This is a genomic window from Neorhizobium galegae (assembly GCF_017877135.1).
In the GTDB taxonomy this organism is placed as follows: domain Bacteria; phylum Pseudomonadota; class Alphaproteobacteria; order Rhizobiales; family Rhizobiaceae; genus Neorhizobium; species Neorhizobium galegae_A.
The window spans coordinates 1,399,166-1,422,123 of sequence record NZ_JAGIPH010000001.1; the positions used below are offsets into that span (position 1 = coordinate 1,399,166).

Annotated in this window: 20 protein-coding genes and 1 tRNA gene; 15 read left to right on the plus strand and 6 right to left on the minus strand. The window is 62.8% G+C overall.

Translation table 11 applies throughout. The annotated features are described in order from the left end of the window. Positions 1 to 53: 53 nt before the first annotated feature. Entirely contained in the window at positions 54 to 677 is a 624-nt protein-coding gene (locus J2858_RS06910) for an MOSC domain-containing protein (RefSeq protein WP_210103956.1), read from the minus strand. A 70-nt stretch (positions 678 to 747) separates the two neighbouring features. On the opposite strand from J2858_RS06910, the gene recR reads away from it, so the two are divergent. Both recR and J2858_RS06920 read left to right on the plus strand, forming a co-directional pair. Next, positions 748 to 1,353 (plus strand): recombination mediator RecR, encoded by a 606-nt coding sequence (gene recR, locus J2858_RS06915; protein WP_210103957.1) that lies wholly within the window; start codon positions 748 to 750, stop codon positions 1,351 to 1,353. Positions 1,354 to 1,393: 40 nt separating this feature from the next. After that, positions 1,394 to 2,629 (plus strand): lytic murein transglycosylase, encoded by a 1,236-nt coding sequence (locus tag J2858_RS06920; RefSeq protein ID WP_210104165.1) that lies wholly within the window; start codon positions 1,394 to 1,396, stop codon positions 2,627 to 2,629. A 45-nt stretch (positions 2,630 to 2,674) separates the two neighbouring features. Here J2858_RS06920 and J2858_RS06925 read toward each other — a convergent pair whose 3' ends face one another. The 3 genes from J2858_RS06925 to J2858_RS06935 form a co-directional block, all read right to left on the minus strand. Continuing rightward, complete coding sequence (locus tag J2858_RS06925; protein WP_210103958.1) at positions 2,675 to 2,866, minus strand: hypothetical protein; 192 nt, start codon at positions 2,864 to 2,866, stop codon at positions 2,675 to 2,677. A 249-nt stretch (positions 2,867 to 3,115) separates the two neighbouring features. Then, on the minus strand, positions 3,116 to 3,571 hold the full coding sequence (locus tag J2858_RS06930) for a GNAT family N-acetyltransferase (RefSeq protein ID WP_210103959.1): 456 nt from the start codon (positions 3,569 to 3,571) through the stop codon (positions 3,116 to 3,118). A gap of 25 nt (positions 3,572 to 3,596) precedes the next feature. Further along, complete coding sequence (locus J2858_RS06935) at positions 3,597 to 5,252, minus strand: MFS transporter (protein ID WP_210103960.1); 1,656 nt, start codon at positions 5,250 to 5,252, stop codon at positions 3,597 to 3,599. Here J2858_RS06935 and J2858_RS06940 point away from each other — a divergent pair. The 11 genes from J2858_RS06940 to J2858_RS06990 all read left to right on the plus strand — a co-directional run bounded on the left by J2858_RS06940 (position 5,251) and on the right by J2858_RS06990 (position 18,488). Next, positions 5,251 to 5,496 (plus strand): hypothetical protein, encoded by a 246-nt coding sequence (locus J2858_RS06940; RefSeq protein ID WP_210103961.1) that lies wholly within the window; start codon positions 5,251 to 5,253, stop codon positions 5,494 to 5,496. The two genes, J2858_RS06935 and J2858_RS06940, sit on opposite strands and share 2 nt — an antisense overlap. A gap of 90 nt (positions 5,497 to 5,586) precedes the next feature. Continuing rightward, the gene (gene rimP, locus J2858_RS06945) at positions 5,587 to 6,204 is read left to right on the plus strand and encodes a ribosome maturation factor RimP (RefSeq protein WP_210103962.1); all 618 of its coding nucleotides are present in this window, start codon (positions 5,587 to 5,589) and stop codon (positions 6,202 to 6,204) included. A gap of 75 nt (positions 6,205 to 6,279) precedes the next feature. Continuing rightward, complete coding sequence (nusA, locus tag J2858_RS06950) at positions 6,280 to 7,905, plus strand: transcription termination factor NusA (protein ID WP_210103963.1); 1,626 nt, start codon at positions 6,280 to 6,282, stop codon at positions 7,903 to 7,905. Next, positions 7,902 to 8,588, plus strand: coding sequence for an RNA-binding protein (locus J2858_RS06955; protein WP_210103964.1), 687 nt, complete (start codon positions 7,902 to 7,904; stop codon positions 8,586 to 8,588). The genes nusA and J2858_RS06955 overlap by 4 nt, the downstream gene beginning before the upstream one ends. 101 nt (positions 8,589 to 8,689) lie before the next feature. Further along, positions 8,690 to 11,566 carry a translation initiation factor IF-2 gene (gene infB / locus J2858_RS06960; protein ID WP_210103965.1) on the plus strand — a complete coding sequence of 959 codons (2,877 nt, stop codon included), beginning with the start codon at positions 8,690 to 8,692 and terminating at the stop codon, positions 11,564 to 11,566. A gap of 298 nt (positions 11,567 to 11,864) precedes the next feature. Then, positions 11,865 to 12,980 carry a tonB-system energizer ExbB gene (gene exbB, locus J2858_RS06965; protein WP_210103966.1) on the plus strand — a complete coding sequence of 372 codons (1,116 nt, stop codon included), beginning with the start codon at positions 11,865 to 11,867 and terminating at the stop codon, positions 12,978 to 12,980. Positions 12,981 to 12,983: 3 nt separating this feature from the next. Then, positions 12,984 to 13,451, plus strand: a complete 468-nt coding sequence (gene exbD / locus J2858_RS06970) for a TonB system transport protein ExbD (RefSeq protein ID WP_210103967.1) — start codon at positions 12,984 to 12,986, stop codon at positions 13,449 to 13,451. Next, positions 13,448 to 14,443 carry an energy transducer TonB family protein gene (locus tag J2858_RS06975; protein ID WP_245365559.1) on the plus strand — a complete coding sequence of 332 codons (996 nt, stop codon included), beginning with the start codon at positions 13,448 to 13,450 and terminating at the stop codon, positions 14,441 to 14,443. Before exbD ends, J2858_RS06975 begins: the two co-directional genes overlap by 4 nt. A gap of 67 nt (positions 14,444 to 14,510) precedes the next feature. Then, positions 14,511 to 15,512 (plus strand): Ldh family oxidoreductase, encoded by a 1,002-nt coding sequence (locus J2858_RS06980; protein ID WP_210103968.1) that lies wholly within the window; start codon positions 14,511 to 14,513, stop codon positions 15,510 to 15,512. Between the two features lie 406 nt (positions 15,513 to 15,918). After that, positions 15,919 to 16,542: a ribonuclease D gene (locus J2858_RS06985; RefSeq protein ID WP_210103969.1), complete on the plus strand. Its 624-nt coding sequence runs from the start codon at positions 15,919 to 15,921 to the stop codon at positions 16,540 to 16,542. Between the two features lie 194 nt (positions 16,543 to 16,736). Next, positions 16,737 to 18,488 carry a hypothetical protein gene (locus tag J2858_RS06990; RefSeq protein WP_210103970.1) on the plus strand — a complete coding sequence of 584 codons (1,752 nt, stop codon included), beginning with the start codon at positions 16,737 to 16,739 and terminating at the stop codon, positions 18,486 to 18,488. A 101-nt stretch (positions 18,489 to 18,589) separates the two neighbouring features. On the opposite strand, the gene rpsA is transcribed toward J2858_RS06990, so the two are convergent. Both rpsA and cmk read right to left on the minus strand, forming a co-directional pair. Continuing rightward, positions 18,590 to 20,293: a 30S ribosomal protein S1 gene (rpsA, locus tag J2858_RS06995; protein ID WP_210103971.1), complete on the minus strand. Its 1,704-nt coding sequence runs from the start codon at positions 20,291 to 20,293 to the stop codon at positions 18,590 to 18,592. Between the two features lie 170 nt (positions 20,294 to 20,463). Continuing rightward, complete coding sequence (gene cmk / locus J2858_RS07000) at positions 20,464 to 21,099, minus strand: (d)CMP kinase (protein WP_210103972.1); 636 nt, start codon at positions 21,097 to 21,099, stop codon at positions 20,464 to 20,466. Positions 21,100 to 21,403: 304 nt separating this feature from the next. Here cmk and J2858_RS07005 point away from each other — a divergent pair, with 304 nt between their 5' ends. Together J2858_RS07005 and J2858_RS07010 are read left to right on the plus strand one after the other, a co-directional pair. After that, on the plus strand, positions 21,404 to 21,790 hold the full coding sequence (locus J2858_RS07005) for a TIGR02300 family protein (RefSeq protein ID WP_210103973.1): 387 nt from the start codon (positions 21,404 to 21,406) through the stop codon (positions 21,788 to 21,790). 152 nt (positions 21,791 to 21,942) lie between these two features. Further along, positions 21,943 to 22,018, plus strand: a tRNA-Ala gene (locus J2858_RS07010). Positions 22,019 to 22,958: the final 940 nt, after the last annotated feature.

Below are 22,958 nucleotides of genomic sequence, written 5' to 3' on the forward strand. Positions count from 1 at the left end.
GTTAAAACGGGGAGAAGGTGCCGGCAGGCGGATGAGGGGCAGACAGCCCCGCCTCAGCTGCCCGCCTTTTCCAGGTCCGCGCGGAGCTTCGTGTGGATCGGTGCTGAGAGATACCGCGCCCGGTCTTGCGGCGTCAGCCTCTTGCCGAAGGTGCGCATCATCTCCGCGATCGGCACTTTTTCGCCGGTAAAAGCGACGTGGCTGGCGTCTTCCTCCGGGCTTGCCGTTCCGGGCTTCAGAACACGGCAGTAAATGCCAGGCCGGGCCGCTGCCATGTACCGCTTGGCAAATGCCGCGTCTCCCATCCGGGCCGAAAACGTGTTGCAGGGAATGCGCGCCGAGGTCGCCTCGAGCACTACGCCGCCCGAGAGGCAGAACCGGTCACCGGCTGCGACATCGCGGTTGTCGAGCCCGTCGATGACGAGATTTTCGCCGAACGTGCCGGGCTCTATCGGGCGGCCCAGCGCCTCAGCCCACCAGTCCAGTGTCAGGCTGCCTTCCACATAGACCGCCTGATCCGGCCCTCCATGATATTTGCGGTTGCAGATCCTGTCCCCGACAAGGCCGGTTTCATCGATGAGCACCGCCGCCGCGACCGGGTGCTTGTTGATGCCGGTCTTGTAGCTTTTTCCCGGCAGTTTTTCCGCCTGACCCAGGCAGATGGCGCTGACTTTCATGCGGCAAGCCTCACTTTACGACTGCGTTTTGGCGATTCCGTTTTGCAGACATATGGTCTAAAAGCGGCGCATGGCAAAACGTGTGACCGGTCCGGAAATCGAAAAACTCATCCAGCTGCTGGCAAAGGTTCCGGGGCTTGGCCCCCGCTCCGCCCGGCGCGCGGCGCTTCATCTCATCAAGAAGCGCGAACAGCTGATGGGGCCGCTGTCGGCCGCGATGGGCGAGGCCTATGACAAGGTGAAAGTCTGCTCGCGCTGCGGCAATGTCGATACGGTCGACCCTTGCACGGTCTGCACCGACGAGCGACGCGACCAGGCCGTCATCATCGTGGTGGAGGATGTGTCGGACCTCTGGGCGCTGGAGCGGGCCGGCGCGATGAACACGTCCTACCACGTGCTTGGCGGCACGCTGTCGCCGCTCGATGGCGTCGGACCGGATGACCTCAACATCAAGGGTCTCATCGACCGGGTGAGCGAAGGCGGCATCCGCGAAATCATTCTTGCGGTGAACGCCACCGTCGAGGGACAGGCGACGGCCCATTACATTACCGACCGTCTGGGCGATCTCGACGTGCGCATCACGCGGCTTGCCCATGGCGTGCCGGTCGGCGGCGAGCTTGACTATCTCGACGAGGGCACGCTGACGGCAGCGCTTCGTGCGCGCACCGCGATCTGAGGAGAACAGGCTCATGTTGAGAACGACTGCCCGGTGGCGCATAGCCGGCGCCATCGCCATTCTTGCCCTGTCTCTCCTGCCGCTTCCGGCGCTGGCCGCCCCCTCCAAAGCTCAGGTGGAAGGGCAGTTCCGCACCTGGCTTGCCAGCGAAATCACGCCAGAGGCGCGCAAGGCCGGCGTTTCCGCTCGCACCGTCGAGAACGCGCTGAACGGCGTGAAACTGTATTGGGACCTGCCGGATCTGGTGCCGCCCGGCACCACGCCACCGAAGGAGCGCGACCAGAGCCAGGCGGAGTTTTCATCACCCGGCGCCTATTTTTCCGAGCAGCGGCTGCAGGGCCTTGCCGTGACCGGCCGGTCGCTTGCCGCAACCCATGCCGCAACGCTGCGCAAGATCGAGCAGACCTATGGCGTGCCAGGCGCCATCGTGCTCGCCGTCTGGGGTCGAGAATCCGGCTATGGGCGGGCAAAGCTGCCCTACCCGGCACTCGACGTCCTGGCGACGAAAGCCTTCATGTCGACCCGCAAGGAGATGTTCCGCACCGAACTCATCGATGCGCTGCGCATCATCGAGCATGGCGACATCACTCCCGACAGAATGATGGGCTCCTGGGCGGGCGCCCTTGGCCAGCCGCAGTTCATGCCGTCGAGCTATGCCCGCTATGCGGTGGATTTCGACGGCGACGGACGCGCCGACATCTGGAATTCGGTGCCGGACACGCTGGCCTCGATTGCCCATTATCTGGCGCTGAAGGGCTGGAGCCGAGGGCGCAACTGGGGATTTGAGGTGTCTATCCCGCAAAACGTCTCCTGCGCGCAGGAGGGGCCGGATCTGGCCAAGCCGATTTCCACCTGGGCTGGCATGGGCATCCGCCGCGTCTCGGGCAAGGCCTTTCCCTCCACGGAGCAGAGGGTGGACGGCATGATGCTTGTGCCGGCCGGCCGCCACGGTCCGGAATTCATCGTCACGCCGAATTTCTACGTGCTGAAGGAATACAACAATTCCGACCTCTACGCGCTCTTCATCGGCAATCTGGCCGATCGTATCGCCTATGGCGGCAGCGCCTTCGAGGGCAGTTGGGGGCCGGTCGGGAAAATGCTGCGATCGGATGTACTCGCTATGCAGAAGACCTTGCAGTCCAAGGGCTACGATGTCGGCAATGCCGATGGGCTTGCCGGCTTCAAGACCCGCCGTTCGCTCGGTGATTGGCAGACGAAAACCGGCCTTTCCCCCACCTGTTTTCCCGACGAGAGCCTGAAGGCAAAGCTACGCTGACGGCTCACTTTCGAGCCTCAACAGACTATCTCGGTATAGGCAGCATCAACGCCGATTTTTGAAATAGAACATGAGCGCTTTGACGCTGATTGCCATTGTGAACGCGGCCAAAACGAGCCACAGGCCGGCGAAAACGTAGAATGCAGCGGGGTCGCTACTCAGCTCGATCAGTGTGCTGTCCCTTCTGCTCAAACCCATGATGACCCCGTTGATCAGATGATGAACCACCATGCCCAAGACTATGGGTCCTAAAAGGATCTTGCCAATCAAAGCACAATAAAACTTGAGACGACCTTCTTCCACCCGAAAACCTCACAACTCCTGCCTTCGTGGTTCGTCACACGACAAGATCCGGCGCTATCAAACACCATATCAATCCGCTTATCGCGTATTCTTGACGAAAATCTCGACCTCTTCCATGTTAATGAACTTGAAATATACATTGGGACGAAGCTGGCAACGGTCGGAAATCGGGAAATGAGACCACTAGAGCGTTAGCTTCAAACCCGCATGGCTGTTTTCAAAGCCAAGCTTTTCATAGAAGCGCAGGGCATCCTCGCGCCTGCGATCAGAGGTGAGTTGCACGAGCCTGCAGCCGCGCTTTCGACACGCCTCGATGGCCCAGACCATCATGTCGCGGCCGATGCCGCGTCCACGCGCCTGCCCGGCCACCCGCACACTTTCGATCTGCCCGCGCCACAGGCCAAGCCGCGACAGGCCGGGGATGAAGCTTACCTGAAGACAGCCGATCACCTGACCCTCTTCGGACACGGCGACGGCGAGCATCTGGTTTTCATCCCGGTCGATGGCCTCGAAGGCCTCGACATAGCGCCGATCGACGGGATCCGACACCACTTCGCGGGCAAGGCCCAGCGCGTCGTCGGCAAGCATGGCGACGATGGCGGAAAGGTCGTCGCGGCGTGCCTTGCGGATCGTCACCATGCGTGCCTCCGAGAATCCGTTGCTGTCAGTGGTGAATATCAAGCGCAGACTTCAGAAAGACTTCGTCGCGCGCATTAAGCGGCGGAATGGCCTGGCGCTCGATCATGCGGTGGACGCGCGGTCCCTCCGGCCCGGCATGAAGCGCCCGGATGCGCGACCAGACCTCGGCATCGGCCTGGGTGCGGCGCTGGTTGTGGCGCACGTAATCAGCCCAGGTTGCCGTGTGATAGGTTTCCGTCCAGATATCCGGGTTTTCCAGGTCGCGCAGCAGCCCCCATTGGCGCGCGCCGTCACGGATGCGGATGCGCCGGCGCTCCGACATCAGGGTCAGGAACTCGGCGACGTTTTCCTCGCGGATCGTATAATCGACGAGCAGCACGATCGGGCCGCTGCGCGGCTGGAGGTCGAGCCTCAGCGAGGGTTCGCGAAAGGTGTTGACGGGATCAAGGTTCAGCGTTTCCAGCGAGGGCAGCCACAGTTTCCAGCCGATCGCGGCGCCCACCACCATGGCAAGGCTTGCCAGCATCAGCGCCGTCGCCACTCCATGCTCTTCGGCAAGCGCGCCCCAGACCCAACTGCCAACTGCAATGCCGCCGAAGGCCGCCGTCTGGTAGAAGGAAAGCGCCCGCCCGACCACCCAGCGCGGCGTCGACAGCTGCACCGTGGTGTTGAACAGGGAAAGCGCCAGCACCCAACAGGCGCCGGGGATCAGAAGCACGAGACAGGTGAGCCAAGTGACGGTCGACAGCGCGGAGACCACGGCACTGACTGCAAAGCCGGTAAAGGCGATGCGCACGATCATCTCGCTCGAAAACATCTCGCGCAGCCGGGCATTCAGCATGGCGCCGCCCACCGCCCCGACGCCGAAAGCGCCTAGCATGAAGCCATAGGTCAGCGGCCCGCCGGAGACGAGATCGCGGGCGACCAGCGGCAGAAGCGCCAGGATGGCGCTCGCCGAAAGACCGAAGAGAGCCGAGCGGAACAGCACGTTCAGGAGTTTCGGTGACATCGCCACATAGCCGAAGCCGGCCGACAGCGCCCGCCCCAGCGTTTCGCGCGGCAGCCTGCTTTCCGCCTCCTCCTGCTTCCAGCGCCACAGCGCATAGATCAGCGCAAAATAGCTGGTGGCATTGACGGCAAAGGCCGCAGCCGCCCCGAAAGCTGCGACAATGGCGCCGCCGATGGCCGGGCCGACGCTTCGGGTGATGTTGAAGCCGACGCTGTTCAGCGTCACCGCCGCCGGCAGAACAGGGCGCGGCACGAGATCCCCGACAGACGCCTGCCAGGACGGATTGTTGAGCGCCGTGCCGCAGCCGATGAGGAAGGTGAAGGCAAGCAGCGCCCAGGGTGTCAGCCAACCGAAGAAGGCAAAGACCGTCAGCAAAAGCGAGATCGCCAGCATGAAACCCTGCGCCGTCAGCATGATGCGGCGGCGGTTGTAATTATCGGCAAGGGCGCCTGCGACCAGCGAAAACAGCATGATCGGCAGCGCCGTGGAGGACTGCACCAAGGCCACCATGTTCTCCGACGAGGAAATCGCCGTCATCATCCAAGCAGCCCCCACGGCCTGGATCAGCCCACCGAAATTGGAGGCGATGCTGGCAATCCAGATGGTGCGGAATGTCTGGTAACCGAAAGGCGCCAGGGGTGAGACCCGCTCGGGCACGGTGAACCTCTTCATGCTCTTGATGCTGCCGGCTAAACTAGTCAGCGCCGAGCTGACGGCAAGCGCAAAAACACAGCGGCCCGTCCTCATACCACCGATCTGCGCCGCCCGGCCGCAAACCTCTCCAGCGAGCCGCCGCAGTCTGGATCAGCCGCGCGCGGAGCGCTTCCTTGCCCGCAAATACCCAGGCTTTGCGGGCACGCTTGCAATTGCGGCGCTGAAAGCGTATATGGCTCTCATATTCTTGATCGTCAGATGAAGGGTGGGGCCTGACCGGGACCCGCTCTTTTTTGTTAGGCGGTCAGTTCGCAGCATCATCGCCGGGACGGCGACAGCGCCGAAAGACCAAATGCAGGACAGCACCAAGGAACCGCGTCTCATCGTCGAGACAGGCCTCGACCTCCGGGTCGCCGAAATCATCGAGCCGACGCTCGAAGCAATGGATTTCCGTCTCGTCAGGGTTCGTCTGATGAACCAGAACGGCCTGACCTTGCAGATCATGTGCGAGCGTGACGACGGAACCATGGATGTCGAGGGCTGCGAAGCCGTATCCATGGCGGTTTCTCCGGTTCTGGATGTGGAAGATCCGATCGACAAGGCGTATCATCTGGAAGTGTCGTCGCCCGGCATCGACCGTCCGATGGTGCGCAAGTCCGATTTCAGCCGCTGGAGCGGGCACCTCTTGAAGTGCGAGACCTCCGTGATGCTCGATGGCCGCAAGCGTTTCCGCGGCAAGATCATCGCAACCGACGAGAATGGTTTCACGCTGGAGCGCGACCAGGCCGCCTATGGCGAAGAGCCGCGCGTGACCGTGCCCTATTCGGCGCTGGCCGAGGCAAAGCTGATCCTGACCGACGACCTGATCCGCGACGCCTTGAAGGCCGACAAGCTGGCCAAGGCCGAAGCTGCAAACCAGAACGACGAAGACCTGAGTGATGACGACCTGGGTGAAGATCACCAGGGCTGACCGCTCCCGGACCAACCGATCCACGCTGCCTGCCTTGCAGGCACGAACCCATTCGATCTACGGAGACCGACGACAATGGCAGTGAGTGCGAACCGGCTAGAACTTCTGCAGATTGCAGATGCAGTGGCGCGCGAAAAGGTCATCGACCGCGAGATCGTGCTGGCCGCAATGGCCGACGCGATCCAGAAGGCCGCCCGCTCGCGTTACGGCACCGAAAGCAATATCCGCGCCGACATCAATTCCAAGACCGGCGAAATCCGCCTGCAGCGTCTTCTGGAAGTGGTCGATCACGCGGAAGACTACACGACGCAGATCCCGCTGGCGCTCGCCCGCGACCGCAATGTCGATGCCAAGATCGGCGACTTCATTGCCGATCCGCTGCCGCCGATGGACTTTGGCCGCATCGCGGCCCAGTCGGCCAAGCAGGTCATCGTGCAGAAGGTGCGCGAAGCCGAGCGTGACCGGCAGTTCGACGAGTTCAAGGATCGCGTCGGCGAAATCGTCAACGGCACCGTCAAGCGCGTCGAATACGGCAACGTGATCGTCGATCTCGGCCGTGGCGAAGGCATCATCCGTCGCGACGAAATGATCCCGCGCGAAAACATGCGCTATGGCGATCGTGTTCGCGCTTACGTCTACGACGTGCGCCGCGAGCAGCGCGGTCCGCAGATCTTCCTGTCGCGCACACATCCGCAGTTCATGGTGAAGCTGTTCACCATGGAAGTGCCGGAAATCTACGACGGCATCATCCAGATCAAGTCGGTGGCCCGTGATCCGGGTTCGCGCGCCAAGATCGCCGTCATCTCGAACGATTCGTCGATCGATCCGGTCGGCGCCTGCGTCGGTATGCGTGGTTCGCGCGTCCAGGCCGTCGTCGGCGAGCTGCAGGGCGAAAAGATCGACATCATTCCGTGGAGCCAGGATCCGGCTTCCTTCATCGTCAACGCCCTGCAGCCGGCGGAAGTCGCCAAGGTGGTTCTGGATGAAGACGCAGAGCGCATCGAAGTGGTTGTTCCCGACGAGCAGCTGTCGCTCGCCATCGGCCGTCGCGGCCAGAACGTGCGCCTTGCCTCGCAGCTGACCGGCTGGGACATCGACATCATGACGGAAGCCGAGGAATCGGAACGCCGCCAGAAGGAATTCAACGAACGCACCAATCTCTTCATGGACGCGCTCGATGTCGACGAGATGGTCGGCCAGGTTCTGGCATCGGAAGGTTTCGCGCAGGTCGAGGAACTGGCCTATGTCGAGCTGGACGAAATCGCCTCCATCGACGGTTTCGACGAAGATACCGCCAGCGAAATCCAGATGCGCGCCAAGGAATACCTGGAGCGCCTCGAAGCCGAAATGGATGCCAAGCGCGTCGAACTCGGCGTAGAGGACGAGCTGAAGCAGATCGATGGCCTCACCGGCAAGATGCTGGTGGCGCTGGGCGAAGACGGCATCAAGACGGTGGAAGACTTTGCCGGCTGCGCCGCCGACGACCTCATCGGCTGGTCGGAACGCAAGGACGGCGAGACGAAGAAGTTCGAAGGCCTGTTCTCCAAGTTCGACGTATCGCGCGTCGAGGCGGAAAACATGATCGTGCAGGCCCGCCTGCTGGCCGGCTGGATCACCGAGGAAGACCTTGCACAGCAGCAGGCTGACGGCGAAGACGCCGAGTTGGCGGACGAGGAGGCGGACGCCGCAGTTCAGGAATGATTGCGGCGGCTGAGGCCGGTGACGGGAGCGCAGACGATGCGGAATTGGTTGTGAACGACCGGACCTGCATCGTCACGCGCCAGGCCGTTTCGCCGGAAAAGCTGATCCGCTTCGTGGCGGCACCCGATGGAACGGTGGTGCCGGACCTGAAGCGGCAATTGCCGGGCCGGGGATGCTGGGTGTCGATGGATCGTGCGCTGGTGGAAACCGCCATCAAGCGCAAGATCTTCGCCCGCGCCCTGAAGGCGGACGTGAAGGCGGCCCCGGAACTTGCCGCGCTGGTGGATAGACTGCTGGTGGCGGACCTTGCCGGCATGATGAGCTTGGCGCGCAAGGCGGGCCAGTTCGTTTCCGGCGCCACGAAAGTGGATGCCGCGATCCGCTCGGGCCAGGCGCTCGGCGTGTTCCATGCATCGGATGCGGCAGCGGACGGTGTGCGAAAATTGGACCAAGCCCGCAAGGCCTGGCGGCTCGGAACCGAGAGCGACGAGGAGATCCCCTCCTTCATGCTCTTTGCCGCAGCCGAAATGGACGAACTGATGGGCCAGAGTGCTTTTATCCATGCCGCGGCGCTTGCCGGACAGGCGGGTGAGGGTGTAGTGAAACGCGCAACCATGCTCGATACGTACCGCAACGGCGGTCACTCCGGAGCAAATGGCGGCGCTGGCCGGTCAGAGACATGACGTGGTCACCGGCATTCGCCGGCAGCCGCACTGGAAAAGTGTATTGAACGACAGGATCTGATGGCTTCCATCTCTGTTCCTGTCGGAAGGAACAGGAACGGATGACCGACAACAAAGACGACAAGACGCTCAGCGTTACGGCAAAGAAGACCCTCACCCTGAAGCCTTCGGGGATGAGCCAGGGTACCGTGCGCCAGGAAATGGGTCGCGGTCGCACCAAGGCGGTCGTGGTGGAAACGCGCAAGCGTCGCCCGCTGCGTCCGGAAGACGAAAAGCCGATTACACCGATCGTGACGCCCGTTGCAGCGCCGGCCGCTCCGGCACCGCGCGCCGAACAGCCGGCTCCCCAGCCTGTTGCTGCCGCACCGGCGGTAGCGCCGGCGGCGCAGGCCCCGGCACCCGCAGCACCGGTTGCTTCCACGGCCGCTCCGCGCCCCGCAGCGCCCCAGCCGCAGCGTCCGGCTCAGACTTCGGGCTATGGCGCAGGCCAGAACAACCAGCAGCGCCCGAACCAGCAGGGCAACCGCCCGCAGCATTCGCAGCAGCGCCCGTCCTCGTCGCAGCCGCAGCGCCCCTCGCAGCCGCAGCGCCAGCCGGATCGTCCGCGCACCGTCCTGCACGATCTCTCCGCGAGCGAAATGGACGCCCGCCGCCGCGCGCTTGCCGAAGCGCAGGCCCGTGACGTGATCGAAGCGAAGCAGCGTGCGGAAGAAGAAGCCCGCCGCAAGATCGAGGACGAGCGTCGCGCCGCCGAACAGGCGATCGAGAACGAGCGCCTGGCAGCAGAAGCCAAGCTTCGCGCCGAAGAAGCCGAAAAGGCGGGCCCGGTGGCGCCTGCTCCGGTCGAAGCCCCGGTTGAACGCGCAGCCGCACCGGCGGCAGCCCGTGCGCCCGAAGGCCGTCCGCAGGCCCCGCGTGCCCCGGTTACGGCACCGGCTGCCGGTCTTCCCGGTGCCGTGCGTGGCCGCAAGAGCGGTGACGAGGACGATGATCGCGGTCCCGCGCGTGGCGCCCCGAACCGTGGCAAGGTAACCGCTCCGGTTCCGGCGAAGGTTCCTGCCCGCCCGAAGGTCGAGGAAGACCGTCGCCGCGGCAAGCTGACCGTCACCACCGTCAGCACGGACGATGACGGCAACGCCCGTGGCCGCTCGATGGCCGCGACCCGTCGCCGCCAGGAAAAGTTCCGCCGCAGCCAGATGCAGGAAACCCGCGAAAAGGTCATGCGCGAAGTCATCCTGCCGGAAACCATCACCATTCAGGAACTGTCGCAGCGCATGTCCGAACGCGCCGTCGACGTCATCAAGTACCTGATGAAAGAAGGCCAGATGATGAAGCCGGGCGACGTCATCGACGCCGACCTTGCCGAACTCATCGCGACCGAATTCGGCCATACCGTCAAGCGCGTCTCGGAATCCGACGTCGAAGAAGGCATCTTCAACGTCAAGGACGACGAAGGCGAGCTGGTATCGCGTCCTCCGGTCGTCACCATCATGGGTCACGTCGACCACGGCAAGACCTCGCTGCTCGACGCTATCCGCAAAACTTCGGTCGTGTCGGGCGAAGCCGGTGGCATCACCCAGCATATCGGTGCCTATCAGGTCGAACAGAACGGCCAGAAGATCACCTTTATCGACACCCCCGGCCACGCCGCCTTTACGGCCATGCGTGCCCGTGGCGCCCAGGCGACGGATATCGCGATCCTCGTGGTTGCCGCCGACGACAGCGTGATGCCGCAGACGATTGAATCGATCAACCACGCCAAGGCCGCCAACGTGCCGATCATCGTGGCGATCAACAAGATCGACAAGCACGAGGCAAACCCGGACAAGGTTCGCCAGCAGCTTCTGCAGCACGAAGTCTTCGTGGAATCCATGGGCGGTGAAGTGCTCGATGTCGAGGTTTCGGCAAAGAACAAGCTCAACCTAGACAAGCTGCTCGAAGCCGTGCTGCTGCAGGCGGAAATCCTTGACCTCAAGGCCGACCCGACGCGCACAGCCGAAGGCACCGTCATCGAAGCCCAGCTCGATCGCGGCCGTGGCGCCGTGGCAACCGTTCTCGTCCAGAAGGGAACGCTGCGTCCGGGCCAGATCATCGTGGCCGGCGACCAGTGGGGCCGTGTGCGCGCGCTGGTCAACGACCAGGGCGACCACGTCAAGGAAGCAGGTCCTGCCATGCCGGTCGAAATCCTCGGCCTGTCGGGCACGCCCGCTGCCGGTGACAAGTTCGCCGTGGTTGAAAACGAAAGCCGTGCCCGCGAAATCTCCGAGTATCGTCAGCGTCTGGCCCGCGACAAGGCCGCTGCCCGTCAGTCGGGTCAGCGCGGTTCGCTGGAACAGATGATGAGCCAGCTGCAGAACACCGGTTTCAAGGAGTTCCCGCTGGTCATCAAGGCCGACGTGCAGGGTTCCGTCGAAGCCATCGTTGCCGCTCTCGACAAGCTCGGCACCGACGAAGTGCGGGCCCGCATCGTCCATTCGGGCGCCGGTGCCATCACGGAATCGGATATCTCGCTCGCCGAGGCGTCCAATGCCGCCATCATCGGCTTCAACGTGCGCGCCAATGCGCAGGCCCGGACCGCTTCCGAGCGTGCCGGCATCGAGATCCGCTACTACAACATCATCTACGATCTGGTGGATGACGTGAAGGCGGCGATGTCGGGCCTGCTCTCGCCGGAACGTCGCGAAACCTTCCTCGGCAATGCCGAGATCCTCGAGGTGTTCAACATCACGAAGGTCGGCAAGGTCGCCGGTTGCCGCGTCATCGAAGGCAAGGTGGAGCGTGGTGCGGGCGTGCGCCTGGTGCGCGACAACGTCGTCATCCACGAAGGCAAGCTCAAGACGCTCAAGCGCTTCAAGGACGAAGTCTCCGAAGTGCCGATGGGCCAGGAATGCGGCATGGCCTTCGAGAATTACGAAGACATCCGCGCCGGTGATACGATCGAATGCTTCCGCGTGGAACATATCACGCGCACACTCTGATCGACGTCAGCCGTCAGACAATCAACGCCGGGCCCTCATGCCCGGCGTTTTTTTTTGTGCCGTTCAGCCGCCTCTGCGTCCTCACGCGCTGCACTCTGCAAAAGTTGAATAACAAGCTCGGCTTTAACGGCACATTATAGTTGCTAAAGGCACTCAAGTTTATTATCGGGGTAGGCAACTGGCGTGGCCGCGCGGGATTAATCCGGTGCGACACCGCGTTGGGCGCCCGCTTTCTGCAGCAATGGCCAGACCGGCCGGGTGCCCTGGCCCCTGCGTAAGATCATCCGGAGTTTGCCTGATGCCGATCCTGTCCCTCCCGTCCACCGCCTCTGCCCGCCAAGCAAAGACAGGTGCAGCCGGCGGCCTTGCGGCTCTTGTCCTGGCCGCTTCGCTGGCTGCCGCCCCGGCCTGGTCGCAGACGCCGCCTGCCCCGGAGGCGCCAGGCACCACCCAGCCGCGCCTTGCCCAGCCAACGGCACCAGCACCCGAGGTACCAGCGGCAGGTGCGACCGAACCATCGGCCGCTTCTCCGGCCGCGCCCTCGGCCACTCCCCCAACCAACCAGACACCAGTGTCCCCTACCCCCGATCCGGCCGTCTCCGGCGCCCAGCCTCTGACGCTACCGTCGGCTGCCGCGGAAGAGCCTGTCGGTGTGCCGACGTCGCTGGTCGATCCGCAGGCGCGCGGCGATATCCCGCATAATCTGTCGCCCATCGGCATGTTCATGGCCGCCGACTGGGTGGTGAAGGGCGTCATGATCGGGCTTGCGGTCGCCTCGCTGATCACCTGGACCGTATGGCTTGCGAAATCGCTGGAACTAGCAGCGGCGCGGCGCCGGGTGAAGGGCGTGATCAAGGCGATCGCCCGGGCAAAGACGCTGTCCGAGGCGCTGAACGCCACCGAAAAGCGCGGCGGTCCCGCAGCCCTGATGCTGCGCGAGGCGGCAACGGAGCTGACGCTGTCCGAGGGTGCGCTTGATCATGCGGAAAACAGCGGCGTGAAGGAACGCGTATCCTCGACGCTCGGCCGCATCGAGGCGGGCGCCGGGCGGCGCATGATGCGCGGCACCGGTGCGCTCGCCACCATCGGTTCGGTCGGTCCCTTCGTCGGCCTCTTCGGCACGGTCTGGGGCATCATGAACTCGTTCATCGGCATTTCCCAGGCGCAGACGACCAATCTTGCCGTCGTCGCACCCGGCATTGCCGAGGCATTGCTCGCCACCGCCATCGGCCTCGTTGCCGCCATTCCGGCCGTTGTCATCTACAATATCTTCGCCCGCTCGATTACCGGCTACCGCCAGCTTCTCGCCGATGCGGCGGCCGGCGTCGAACGGCTGGTCAGCCGCGACCTCGATTTCCGCAAGGTGCCGCCCGGCACTCGCAAATCGACCGTATCGCTTGTTGCAGGAGAATGAGCCATGGCCGGAGGCATTCGCGAACATGGCGGTGAGGACATGGCCGAAAACCATGAGATCAACGTCACGCCCTTCATCGACGTGATGCTGGTGCTGCTGATCATCTTCATGGTGGCGGCCCCGCTTGCAACCGTCGACATCAAGGTCGATCTGCCTGCTTCGACCGCCAAGCCTGCCCCACGCACAGACGAGCCGCTTTATCTGACCGTCAAGCAGGACCTGACGCTGAATCTCGGCAATGATCCCGTCAGCCGCGAGCAGTTGGCATCCCGGCTGTCGCAGGTGACCGGCGGCAATACGGACCGACGGATTTTCCTGCGCGCCGACAAGTCGGTCGATTACGGGCAGTTCATGGAGGTCATGAATCTGTTGCGCGATTCCGGATATCTGAAGATCGCGCTGGTCGGGCTTGAAACGCTGCCTAAGGCGCCGCAAGCCGCTTCTGCAGCCCCGCAGGGCGCAACGCCATGAGCCAGATGCTTCCCCGCAGCCGCTGGAGCAAGCTTGGCGAGGCAGCCCTCTGGTCCGGTGCCTGCGCCACGGTTCTGGCCGCGCATCTGGCAGCAGCCTCCGTGATGCTGCGCGAGGAGCCGGAAGACACGGCGGAAGCCTCGCAGCCGGCCGCCATCATGATCGAGCTTGCCCCGGAACCGGAAGCGACCCAGACCGATGAAACGCTGGTGGCCGAAGACCAGCAGGATTCCGAAGAGGTCAAGAGCGACACGACGCAGCCGGTAGACGAACCGCTGCCCGAACCGGTTGTCGAGCCTGCCCCGGAGCCGCCGCCAGAGCCACCCCAGGAGGTCGCGGAAACCCCTGAGCCGCCGCCGCCGGAACCCGTCATGGAGGAACCGAAGCCGGAAGAGCCGGTCAAGGAGGTTACGGAAACCATTCCTGAAAAGCCGCCGGAGCCGATCGAGGAGACGGTAGATCAGCCTGCCGAGCAGCAGCTTGCGCTTCTGCAGAATGTCGAAGTGCCGCTTCCGGTGGTGCGCCCGCCGGAGGTCGAGGAGCAAAAGCCTGAGATTACCGAGGAAAAGCCGAAGCCGGTCGAGAAGAAGGTGGTGCGCGCCGAAAAGCCAAGGCCGAAGCCGCCTGCAGCAAAGGCTGCCCAGCAGGCCAAGGCAGAGGTTCAGCAATCCGATCGCACGGCAGCGGCGGCGACGTCCACCAGCCTTGGCGGCAGTTCGCTTTCGCCGGCGCGCTGGCAGACCAAGCTTGCCGCACATCTCGGCCGCCAGAGGGGCCGCTGCCCGGCGACCGGCCGCGGCAGTACGGCCTATGTGACCTTCCGGATCGATGACGGCGGCAATCTTTCAGCCGTCTCGCTGGCCAGATCCTCCGGTTATTCCGATTTCGACAACTATATGGTCGAACTCGTGCGCCGTGCCTCCCCCGTTCCGCCGCCTCCGGCTGGCATCGGCAACAAGGTCACGGTTCCGCTCGGCTATAAAAACTGCTAGTTCAGGCCATCCGGGGTTTGCGCCGTTGATGAGGCGGCGCGGCCCGCCCGCCTCAGGAATAAGCAGCATGCACCATACCCTTGCCGACCTTGAACGGCAGATCGCCACGGTTTTCGAAACAAGCGGCGTTCTGCCCGCATCTGCGCGCTCGGTTGCCCGCGCGCTGGTGGCTGCAGAAGCCGCCGGCCAGTCCGGCCATGGCCTGCGCCGGGTACCGGCCTATGTGAAACAGGTCAGAAGCGGCAAGGTGGATGGCCTTGCGCAGGCAAGCCTCGCTCATCCGAGACCCGGCGTGCTGGCCATCGATGCACGCGACGGCTTTGCCTATCCGGCGCTCGATCTGGCGGTCAGTACGCTTGCGCCGCTCGCCCGCAGCCAGGGGATCGCCTCGGCCGGTATCTTCCGCTCGCACCATGCCGGCGTGATGGCGCTGACGGTCGAACGCTTTGCCGAAGAAGGGCTGGTTGCCATGATGTTTGCCAATGCCCCGGCCGCCATGGCGCCCTGGGGTGGCCGAAAGCCGCTGTTCGGCACCAATCCCATTGCCTTTGCCGTGCCCGTGGGCGAGCCGGCCGACGGCACCGATCCGATCGTCATCGATCTGGCGCTCTCCAAGGTGGCGCGCGGCAAGGTGATGGAGGCCCAGCAGAAGCGCGTCTCCATTCCCGACGACTGGGCGCTCGACCCGCAAGGGCAGCCGACCACGGATCCCGACATTGCCATGCAGGGCACGATGGCGCCGGCCGGTGGTGCCAAGGGTGCAGCCCTTGCGCTGATGGTGGAGGTTCTTTCCGCCGGCATCACCGGCGCCAATTTTTCACACGAGGCTTCCTCCCTCTTCGACGACAAGGGACCACCGCCGGCGCTTGGCCATTTCATCATCGCCATCGATCCGCAGGCGACAGCCGGGGCCGGCTTTGGTGCGCGCATGGCAGCGCTTGCCACGCTCATGGCCAGCGAAGAGGGCGTGCGCCTGCCCGGCCGCCGCGGCCGCTCCTTGCGTCGTGAAGCCCTGGAAACAGGCCTTTCTATCGACGACAGCGTGATGCAGGCGATCGCCGCCCTTTGAGAGGCGCTTCTTCACCGGGTGAAATCGAGATGCCGCCGCGCCCAAGGGTCCGGCGGCTTTTTTGTCCGACGGTACGGGGAACTGCAGGGAAAATGACGTTTCGGGGAGCCAGAAACGGAAAAAGCCTGCCGCGGGAGGAGGTGCGGCAGGCTTTTAAACTTGATCGGCAATTGGGAGGAGGAGGAGATTGCCGATCTCAACGAAGCAGCACCGGGAGGAGGAGTGCGCCGCTTCGATGGTTTGTATATAGGCCATGGCTTCGATTCGAACAACCGCTCTGCCGCAACGCAGCAATGCATCCCGCGCAAGGCTTGGCGAGTGATTGCTGCCCGATGCGGCAGAAAATTGCCATATTCAGACCCTGCGCCTTGGTTTATAGCCAACAGGGTCAAGCAGGAGGCAGGCCATGAGCAGGATCAGGACGCACGAGGGCGATATTTCTGCAGAGGATGCAGCGCGCTACACGGGCGCTATCGCCATCGATACCGAAACGCTGGGACTGGTTCCGCGTCGCGACAGGCTCTGCGTCGTGCAGCTTTCGCCGGGCGACGGAACAGCAGACGTCATCCGCATTGCCGCTCATCAGACGCAGGCGCCAAACCTGACCGCCATGCTGGCCGATGCCGGCCGGGAGAAAATCTTCCATTATGGTCGCTTCGACATCGCCGTGCTCTACCACACGTTCGGTGTGACCACCGCTTCGGTCTTCTGCACCAAGATCGCCTCACGCCTGACGCGTACCTATACCGACCGGCATGGGCTGAAGGACAATCTGAAGGAAATGCTGGATATCGACGTGTCAAAGGCACAGCAGCAGACCGATTGGGCCGCCGAAACGCTGTCACAGGCGCAGTTGGATTACGCAGCCTCCGACGTGCTTTACCTGCATGGCCTGCGTGACAAGCTGATGGCCCGGCTCAAGCGCGATGAGCGGCTGGAGCTTGCCAAAGCCTGCTTCGACTTCCTGCCCACCCGCGCCAAGCTCGATCTTCTCGGCTGGGAAGAAACCGACATCTTTGCCCATAGCTGAGGGTGTGCAATCGGGCATACGGCGGCAGACACACGACGGCGTCTTAATGCATTTTTAATAAAATTATATTCTAATAAGTCCTTAATCGGCTTTAGATGACGCCATGAGGCGCCGCGGTTGCGGCCCGTTCGGTCGCAGTAGAAACGCCCCGCCAGCCGGTCTGCCCTTCAACCGACACAGCGTGGAGCAGACCCATGTTGCCTCCGGTCGCCGCATCTTCCGATACCGCCTTCAACACCCATGACCAGTCCGGCATCGTTTTTTCGGCACCCCGCATCGAGGTGCTGTTGTCATCGACCGGTGTGGATGCGCGCCTGTCGCGCGAACCTTCCATCCGCAGCGGCAGCCGGCTGGACATCATGTCTCTCTCGGGCCAGCTGCAATTGGCGCAGGGACTTTCGGTGGTGGAAACCATCGGCGCGCTTCTTTCCGTCAGCCGCAACCAGGGCGAACCGCTCGCCGACTATGCCGAGCGAATCACGGAGGTGATCGCCAAGCTGTCTTCCACCGAACGGCTCTCTCTGCAGCGGGCCCTCAACCAGCTGATGCAGGGATTTACCCTGCGTCTGCTGACCGAGATCCTCAAAAATCCCGTCGGACCGGAGGCTACGCGGCTGGCACTGCGGCTGGAGGCGGCGGCCTATCTGGAGCGCGATCCGGTCGCCCGCCAGGTGGTGACCTCCTATCGCCAGAACGGCGGCGCGGAGGCACAACCGCCGACCGGCAGCCGTGCGAACGCCCCCGCGATTGCCCCGGCGGGTGGCCCGCGACAGGCCGTCGCTTCCACCATGGGTACCGACCCGCCTTTAGCGCCCCGGGAAGTGCACGAGGAGGCTTCGGCTCTTTCGACATCGCGCAACCCCGCCGTGGATCGGCGGCAGGATCCGGATGAAACCGCAGCGACGCCAGCGCGAAGGGCCGGCGCGAAAGCGGCTCCGGATTTCCCTATGCCGGGCCGGCAGATGACCACCGTCGCCCTTCCCGCACAGCCGGAGACTGCCGAACGCATGGCCATTGCCGGGCAACCAACCGGGAACGCCTCCCCGCTCGAGCCTGCTTCCCTTGAAGGAAACGCCTCTTCGGCGGACGCGGCAGGCCTGGACGCGGCCGGGACCAACAATGCTGCCGACGAAACAACAGATGATGTGACCTATGACGCGCCGGCGCTTGCTCGGCAGATACAGGCCGAAACAGAACCGGCAAGCCCCGCCTCGAGCGCGCGTTTGACAGCTCCCGGCCAGCCCCTTCGTTCACAGGCGGGAGAAGCGCCGGGCCCGGTGCAGCTGGCGGTCGCCGTTGTCATCTCGGAACCCGTCCCTGTCGCCTGGCTCTCCGGCCTTTACGCGGATGAGGGTGGCGCTTCCTGGGGGCTCGCAAATGCTGCCCTGCCGACACCTGATGAGAGCGCCGAGACGGCACAGGCGCCTGACGCAAAGGCAAAGACAGCCGGCGGGGCGGACGCAGGTCCCGCATCCAACGCGAGGTCTGCAACGTCGTCCGCGCCCCTCACAACCGTGCAAACCTTGCCCGGCGCCGGTGGACCGGCATCCGGCGCAGCGCCTGCTGCTGCGCAGCCGGCGGCCATGATGCTCCAGGCGCAGGCCGCACAAGGTTTTCTGCGCGACAGCCTCATGCCGGCCTATGTCCCCTATGCGCCGGCAGGCGGCATCGCGGAAAAGCCGAAACCCCTCGTCTCGGCCATCGAAGCAGAGGACGACCGTCGCGAAGGCGGGGGCCGGTCCGGCGGCGGCGCCAAGAGTGGCGATGATCGTGAAGACAAGCAGCGGCAGGCGGACATGGAGCTTTCCGCAGCCGATGACGAGGATGGTCTTCAGGATCTTGTCCCGGCACTGGATGCGACCGCCACGGAAGAACTCGTTCCGCAGGACGCGCCGTCCGGTGGCGATGATGCGCAGGCCTATTATCGGCGCATGGCCGGCTGGTAGGCACGTTCGGACCGTATCTGGCAGCTGTGTCCGGATCTTACGCATAAAAAACCCGCCGGGATCGCTCCCGGCGGGTTCTTCAATTCAGTCTTTAACGAGGATTAGTCGTTGGTGCGGTTCTTCAGGGCTGCGCCCAAGATGTCGCCGAGCGAGGCGCCCGAGTCGGACGAACCGAACTGAGCCACGGCTTCCTTCTCTTCTGCGATCTCGAGAGCCTTGATCGACAGCATAACCTTGCGGTCCTTCTTGGAGAAGTTGACGACGCGGGCGTCGAACACCTGGCCAACCGAGAAACGCTCCGGACGCTGATCGTCACGATCGCGTGCGAGGTCGCCACGGCGGATGAAGGACGTGATGTCTTCGTGAGCAACCAGCTTCACTTCGACGCCACCGTCGTTAACGGCGATGACTTCGCACGAAACGACAGCGTTCTTGCGCAGTTCGCCAGACGTTGCAGCTTCACCAACCGCATCGCGGCCGAGCTGCTTGATGCCGAGCGAGATGCGCTCCTTGTCGACGTCCACATCCAGAACGACAGCCTTGACGACGTCGCCCTTGTTGAACTCTTCGATGACCTGTTCGCCCGGACGGTTCCAGTCGAGATCCGACAGGTGAACCATGCCGTCGACATCGCCGTCGAGACCGATGAAGAGACCGAATTCGGTCTTGTTCTTCACTTCGCCTTCGACTTCAGTGCCGGCCGGGTGGCTGAAGGCAAATGCCTGCCACGGGTTTTCCAGCGTCTGCTTCAGGCCAAGCGAGATACGGCGCTTGGACGGATCGACTTCGAGAACGACAACGTCGACGTCCTGCGTGGTCGAAAGGATCTTGCCGGGATGAACGTTCTTCTTCGTCCAGGACATTTCGGAGATGTGGATGAGGCCTTCGATGCCCGGCTCCAGCTCAACGAATGCACCGTAGTCGGTGATGTTCGTAACGGTACCGGAGATCTTCTTGCCGACCGGATACTTGGCCGAGATGCCATCCCACGGATCCGACTCGAGCTGCTTCATACCTAGCGAGATGCGGTGGGTTTCCTGGTTGATGCGGATGATCTGAACCTTGACCGACTGGCCGATGTTCAGGATTTCCGACGGATGGTTCACACGGCGCCATGCCATGTCGGTGACGTGCAGCAGGCCGTCGATGCCGCCGAGGTCAACGAACGCACCGTAATCGGTGATGTTCTTGACGACGCCGTCAACAACCTGGCCTTCTTCGAGGTTCTGCACGATTTCCGAACGCTGTTCAGCGCGGCTTTCTTCGAGAACCGTACGGCGCGATACAACGATGTTGCCGCGACGCTTGTCCATCTTGAGGATTTCGAAGGGCTGCGGGTTGTGCATGAGCGGCGTGACGTCGCGGATCGGGCGGATGTCGACCTGGCTGCGCGGCAGGAAGGCAACGGCACCATCCAGATCGACGGTGAAACCACCCTTGACCTGGTTGAAGATGACGCCTTCGACGCGTTCGCCGGCTTCGAACTTGGCTTCGAGCTTGATCCAGCTTTCTTCGCGGCGAGCCTTTTCGCGCGACAGAACAGCTTCGCCCAGCGCGTTTTCGATGCGCTCGACATAGACTTCGACTTCGTCGCCGACCTTCAGCGTGCCGTCTTTGCCCTTGGCGCCGAATTCCTTCAACGGAACGCGGCCTTCAACCTTCAGGCCGACGTCGATGACGGCGACGTCCTTTTCGATCCCGGTGACGATACCCTTGGCAACATAGCCTTCAGCAAGGTCGTTCGTGACGAAGGATTCTTCGAGGAGGGCTGCGAAATCCTCCCGCGTGGGGTTTGCTACTGACATGAAATCTCCTGGTCGTGTCCCTTGTTCGGACACGGATGGCGCCGGGGGGTTTGTGTTAAACATACCCAAAGAACAAATCCGCCCATCTCATCAAAGAGGGCAATCCGGCGCGGGGATCCGAGCTTTGGGGCAAGCACTGTCTGTCGAGGTGCCGGCGAACCGGCAAATCGTCAATTCTTTCTCAAGGCGGCGTCGATGATGACCGATGCTGCCTGAAACGCGGCCTCTATACTCATTTCCGAGGTATCAAGCAAGTGCGCATCGGCTGCCGGTTTCAAGGGGCTGTCGGCGCGGCCCATGTCGCGCTCGTCCCGCAGCTTCACATCGGCAAAGATGGTATCGAAATCCGCCTCCTTGCCGGAGGCGAGGATCTCGTCGTAACGGCGGCGCGCACGCACTTCGGGCGCTGCCGTGACGTAAAGTTTAACCGGCGCCTGCGGGCAGACCACGGTGCCGATATCGCGCCCGTCGATGACCGTGCCCGGCTCAAGCTCTGCAAAGGCGCGCTGCGCCTCCACAAGCGCGCGCCGCACCGCCGGCATGACCGCAATCTTCGACGCCGCCTCGCCGATGGCATGGGCCGAGAGGACCGAGCGATCGAGACCGGCGAGATCCACCTTCCGTGCCATCCCTTCCGCCACCGCCTCGTCATCGAGCGGAAGACCGGCGTCGAGCAGCGCCTTGGCTGTGGCGCGGTAGGTGAGCCCCGTGTCGAGATGATGATAGCCATAGGTCTGCGCGATGCGGCGCGACAACGTTCCCTTGCCAGCCGCAGCCGGCCCGTCGATGGCGATGGTGAAAGTCATGAAATCCCTCGGCAGCTCTTTTTCTCCTGGAGAGCCTCGCTTAGCGGAAAACCGCTCCGCGCGCACCCTGTTCCATGCTCTCGACCGATCCGCTCACGCAACCAAGCGCACGCCTGCCCACAAAGCCCCGGCGTCACGAAGAGGAGGCCATTCCAGGGCGGTTATCGCGCAAATCCGGGTGTTTGGCGCAAAAAGTTTGCCTTTGACATGCCGAGGCACAAGCATTAAGGGGACCGGCTAGCATTTTAGCGCCGCCTTTGCGGCATCAGCCGAATTGATCGGCCATTCTCACGGGGCTTCGACAGTGGCAAAAGCGGAACTTGGTACCAAGCGCACCGACCCGGATACGGGCAAAAAATTCTACGACCTCAACCGCGACCCGGTTGTTTCTCCTTACACCGGCAAGTCCTGGCCGCTCTCCTTCTTCGAAGAGACGACGGCCCAGATGAAGATGGAACAGGCCGAAGAGGAAGAAGTCGCCGAAGTCGATACGGAAAACACCGATGTCGAACTCGTCTCGCTCGAAGAGGGCGACGAGGCGGCATCCGGTGACGACATTCCCGATATGGGCGATGACGACGTCGAAATCGACGGCGACGACGACGACACCTTCCTGGAAGCCGATGAAGATGACGATGACGACGACGTCTCCGGCATCATCGGCGTTGGCGGCGACGAAGACGAAGTCTAAGACGTTGATTTTTAGGCCCGGACGAAAAAAACGTCCGGGCTTTTCATTTTTAGGCTTGCACTCCGAAACCACCGGAAGTAATAAGCCGCCACCCCGACGAAAGCAGCGCTTTCAAGGGGTTCCCGGAACCGGTTAATGCCCGGTACCCTGATGGGGCTATAGCTCAGCTGGGAGAGCGCTTGCATGGCATGCAAGAGGTCAGCGGTTCGATCCCGCTTAGCTCCACCAAATTTTTTCTTTCCGAGTTTTAGTTCTTTTCGCCAATAATTCGGATTTTCCGTCAAGACGCCGATCAATTCTCAGATGCTTCCGATGTGTACGCCTCGCCCTCGTTGATCCCTCACGATGCCCGCGCAGTTATTGGCGCATGCTGACATTCCCGGGCGCCTTGAGCAAAGGCTGGCTGGCAGAACGCTGTGTCAATGACGGACAGATCAACGGTGAGTGCTTCGCGCTGACGTCGAACGGCGGTTTGCTCCTACCCCAAGGCAGGTGACATGGCCATCTCATGGGCGACCTCGGCCCGCCGTCCGAAGCGCGATCGAAGCGGCAAGTGCAAACCTCTGATTCCTGTTTCCGTCTTCGCCGAACCTCAATGCGATCCGACAGCCCTTCTCGGCGGTAATGCATCCGTTGCGCAATGCTCGGAAACGGAGCAGCGAGGATACCCGGCGCTGTGTCGGAGGCCTGGTCAAACCATCCACCATACGGACTGCCGAGACGATCAGACCATTGCCGGCCACGGTTACAACGAAAGTAAAACCTCCTAGATCATGAAATAAAAATAAGTATTTAATTCGAAATTATTGCGTGATTTTGATTCTTCCCCACCCGCAAATCGATACGTTTGTCTAACATAGAGAATATTGGCTCAAATCGGTACATTTCAGGAAGTGTGATCAGAACTGCCAGCGGCGTTATTTGTCGACACTCGCCTGCCGCCACCGCTCACTGCAGCCGCGCTCACTACTTTAGAAAAAATCACATATATTCAATATTTTGACTTTCATGAGAGCAGGCAACCTCTCGACGCTGGTCAACGAGGCTGCGATGATCCGTGGCACAAACCGCATGTCTGCGGTGTGGCACAAGCGCCGAGATGGCTATCACGGGCCGTCAAACGCATCTTTGACGCGAGTTTCTAAAAGGAACACCTTTCAGTATATTA

Excerpts from the sequence above, each read along its gene's own strand:
- J2858_RS06985 (WP_210103969.1), top strand. The coding sequence starts at position 15,919 with ATGAGCAGGATCAGGACGCACGAGGGCGATATTTCTGCAGAGGATGCA.
- J2858_RS06975 (WP_245365559.1), top strand. The coding sequence starts at position 13,448 with ATGAGCCAGATGCTTCCCCGCAGCCGCTGGAGCAAGCTTGGCGAGGCA.
- J2858_RS06955 (WP_210103964.1), top strand. The coding sequence starts at position 7,902 with ATGATTGCGGCGGCTGAGGCCGGTGACGGGAGCGCAGACGATGCGGAA.
- J2858_RS06940 (WP_210103961.1), top strand. The coding sequence starts at position 5,251 with ATGCTCTTGATGCTGCCGGCTAAACTAGTCAGCGCCGAGCTGACGGCA.
- J2858_RS06935 (WP_210103960.1), bottom strand. The coding sequence starts at position 5,252 with ATGAAGAGGTTCACCGTGCCCGAGCGGGTCTCACCCCTGGCGCCTTTC.
- J2858_RS06980 (WP_210103968.1), top strand. The coding sequence starts at position 14,511 with ATGCACCATACCCTTGCCGACCTTGAACGGCAGATCGCCACGGTTTTC.
- nusA (WP_210103963.1), top strand. The coding sequence starts at position 6,280 with ATGGCAGTGAGTGCGAACCGGCTAGAACTTCTGCAGATTGCAGATGCA.
- exbB (WP_210103966.1), top strand. The coding sequence starts at position 11,865 with ATGCCGATCCTGTCCCTCCCGTCCACCGCCTCTGCCCGCCAAGCAAAG.
- cmk (WP_210103972.1), bottom strand. The coding sequence starts at position 21,099 with ATGACTTTCACCATCGCCATCGACGGGCCGGCTGCGGCTGGCAAGGGA.
- infB (WP_210103965.1), top strand. The coding sequence starts at position 8,690 with ATGACCGACAACAAAGACGACAAGACGCTCAGCGTTACGGCAAAGAAG.
- J2858_RS06910 (WP_210103956.1), bottom strand. The coding sequence starts at position 677 with ATGAAAGTCAGCGCCATCTGCCTGGGTCAGGCGGAAAAACTGCCGGGA.
- exbD (WP_210103967.1), top strand. The coding sequence starts at position 12,984 with ATGGCCGGAGGCATTCGCGAACATGGCGGTGAGGACATGGCCGAAAAC.
- rimP (WP_210103962.1), top strand. The coding sequence starts at position 5,587 with ATGCAGGACAGCACCAAGGAACCGCGTCTCATCGTCGAGACAGGCCTC.
- J2858_RS06990 (WP_210103970.1), top strand. The coding sequence starts at position 16,737 with ATGTTGCCTCCGGTCGCCGCATCTTCCGATACCGCCTTCAACACCCAT.
- rpsA (WP_210103971.1), bottom strand. The coding sequence starts at position 20,293 with ATGTCAGTAGCAAACCCCACGCGGGAGGATTTCGCAGCCCTCCTCGAA.
- J2858_RS06930 (WP_210103959.1), bottom strand. The coding sequence starts at position 3,571 with ATGGTGACGATCCGCAAGGCACGCCGCGACGACCTTTCCGCCATCGTC.
- recR (WP_210103957.1), top strand. The coding sequence starts at position 748 with ATGGCAAAACGTGTGACCGGTCCGGAAATCGAAAAACTCATCCAGCTG.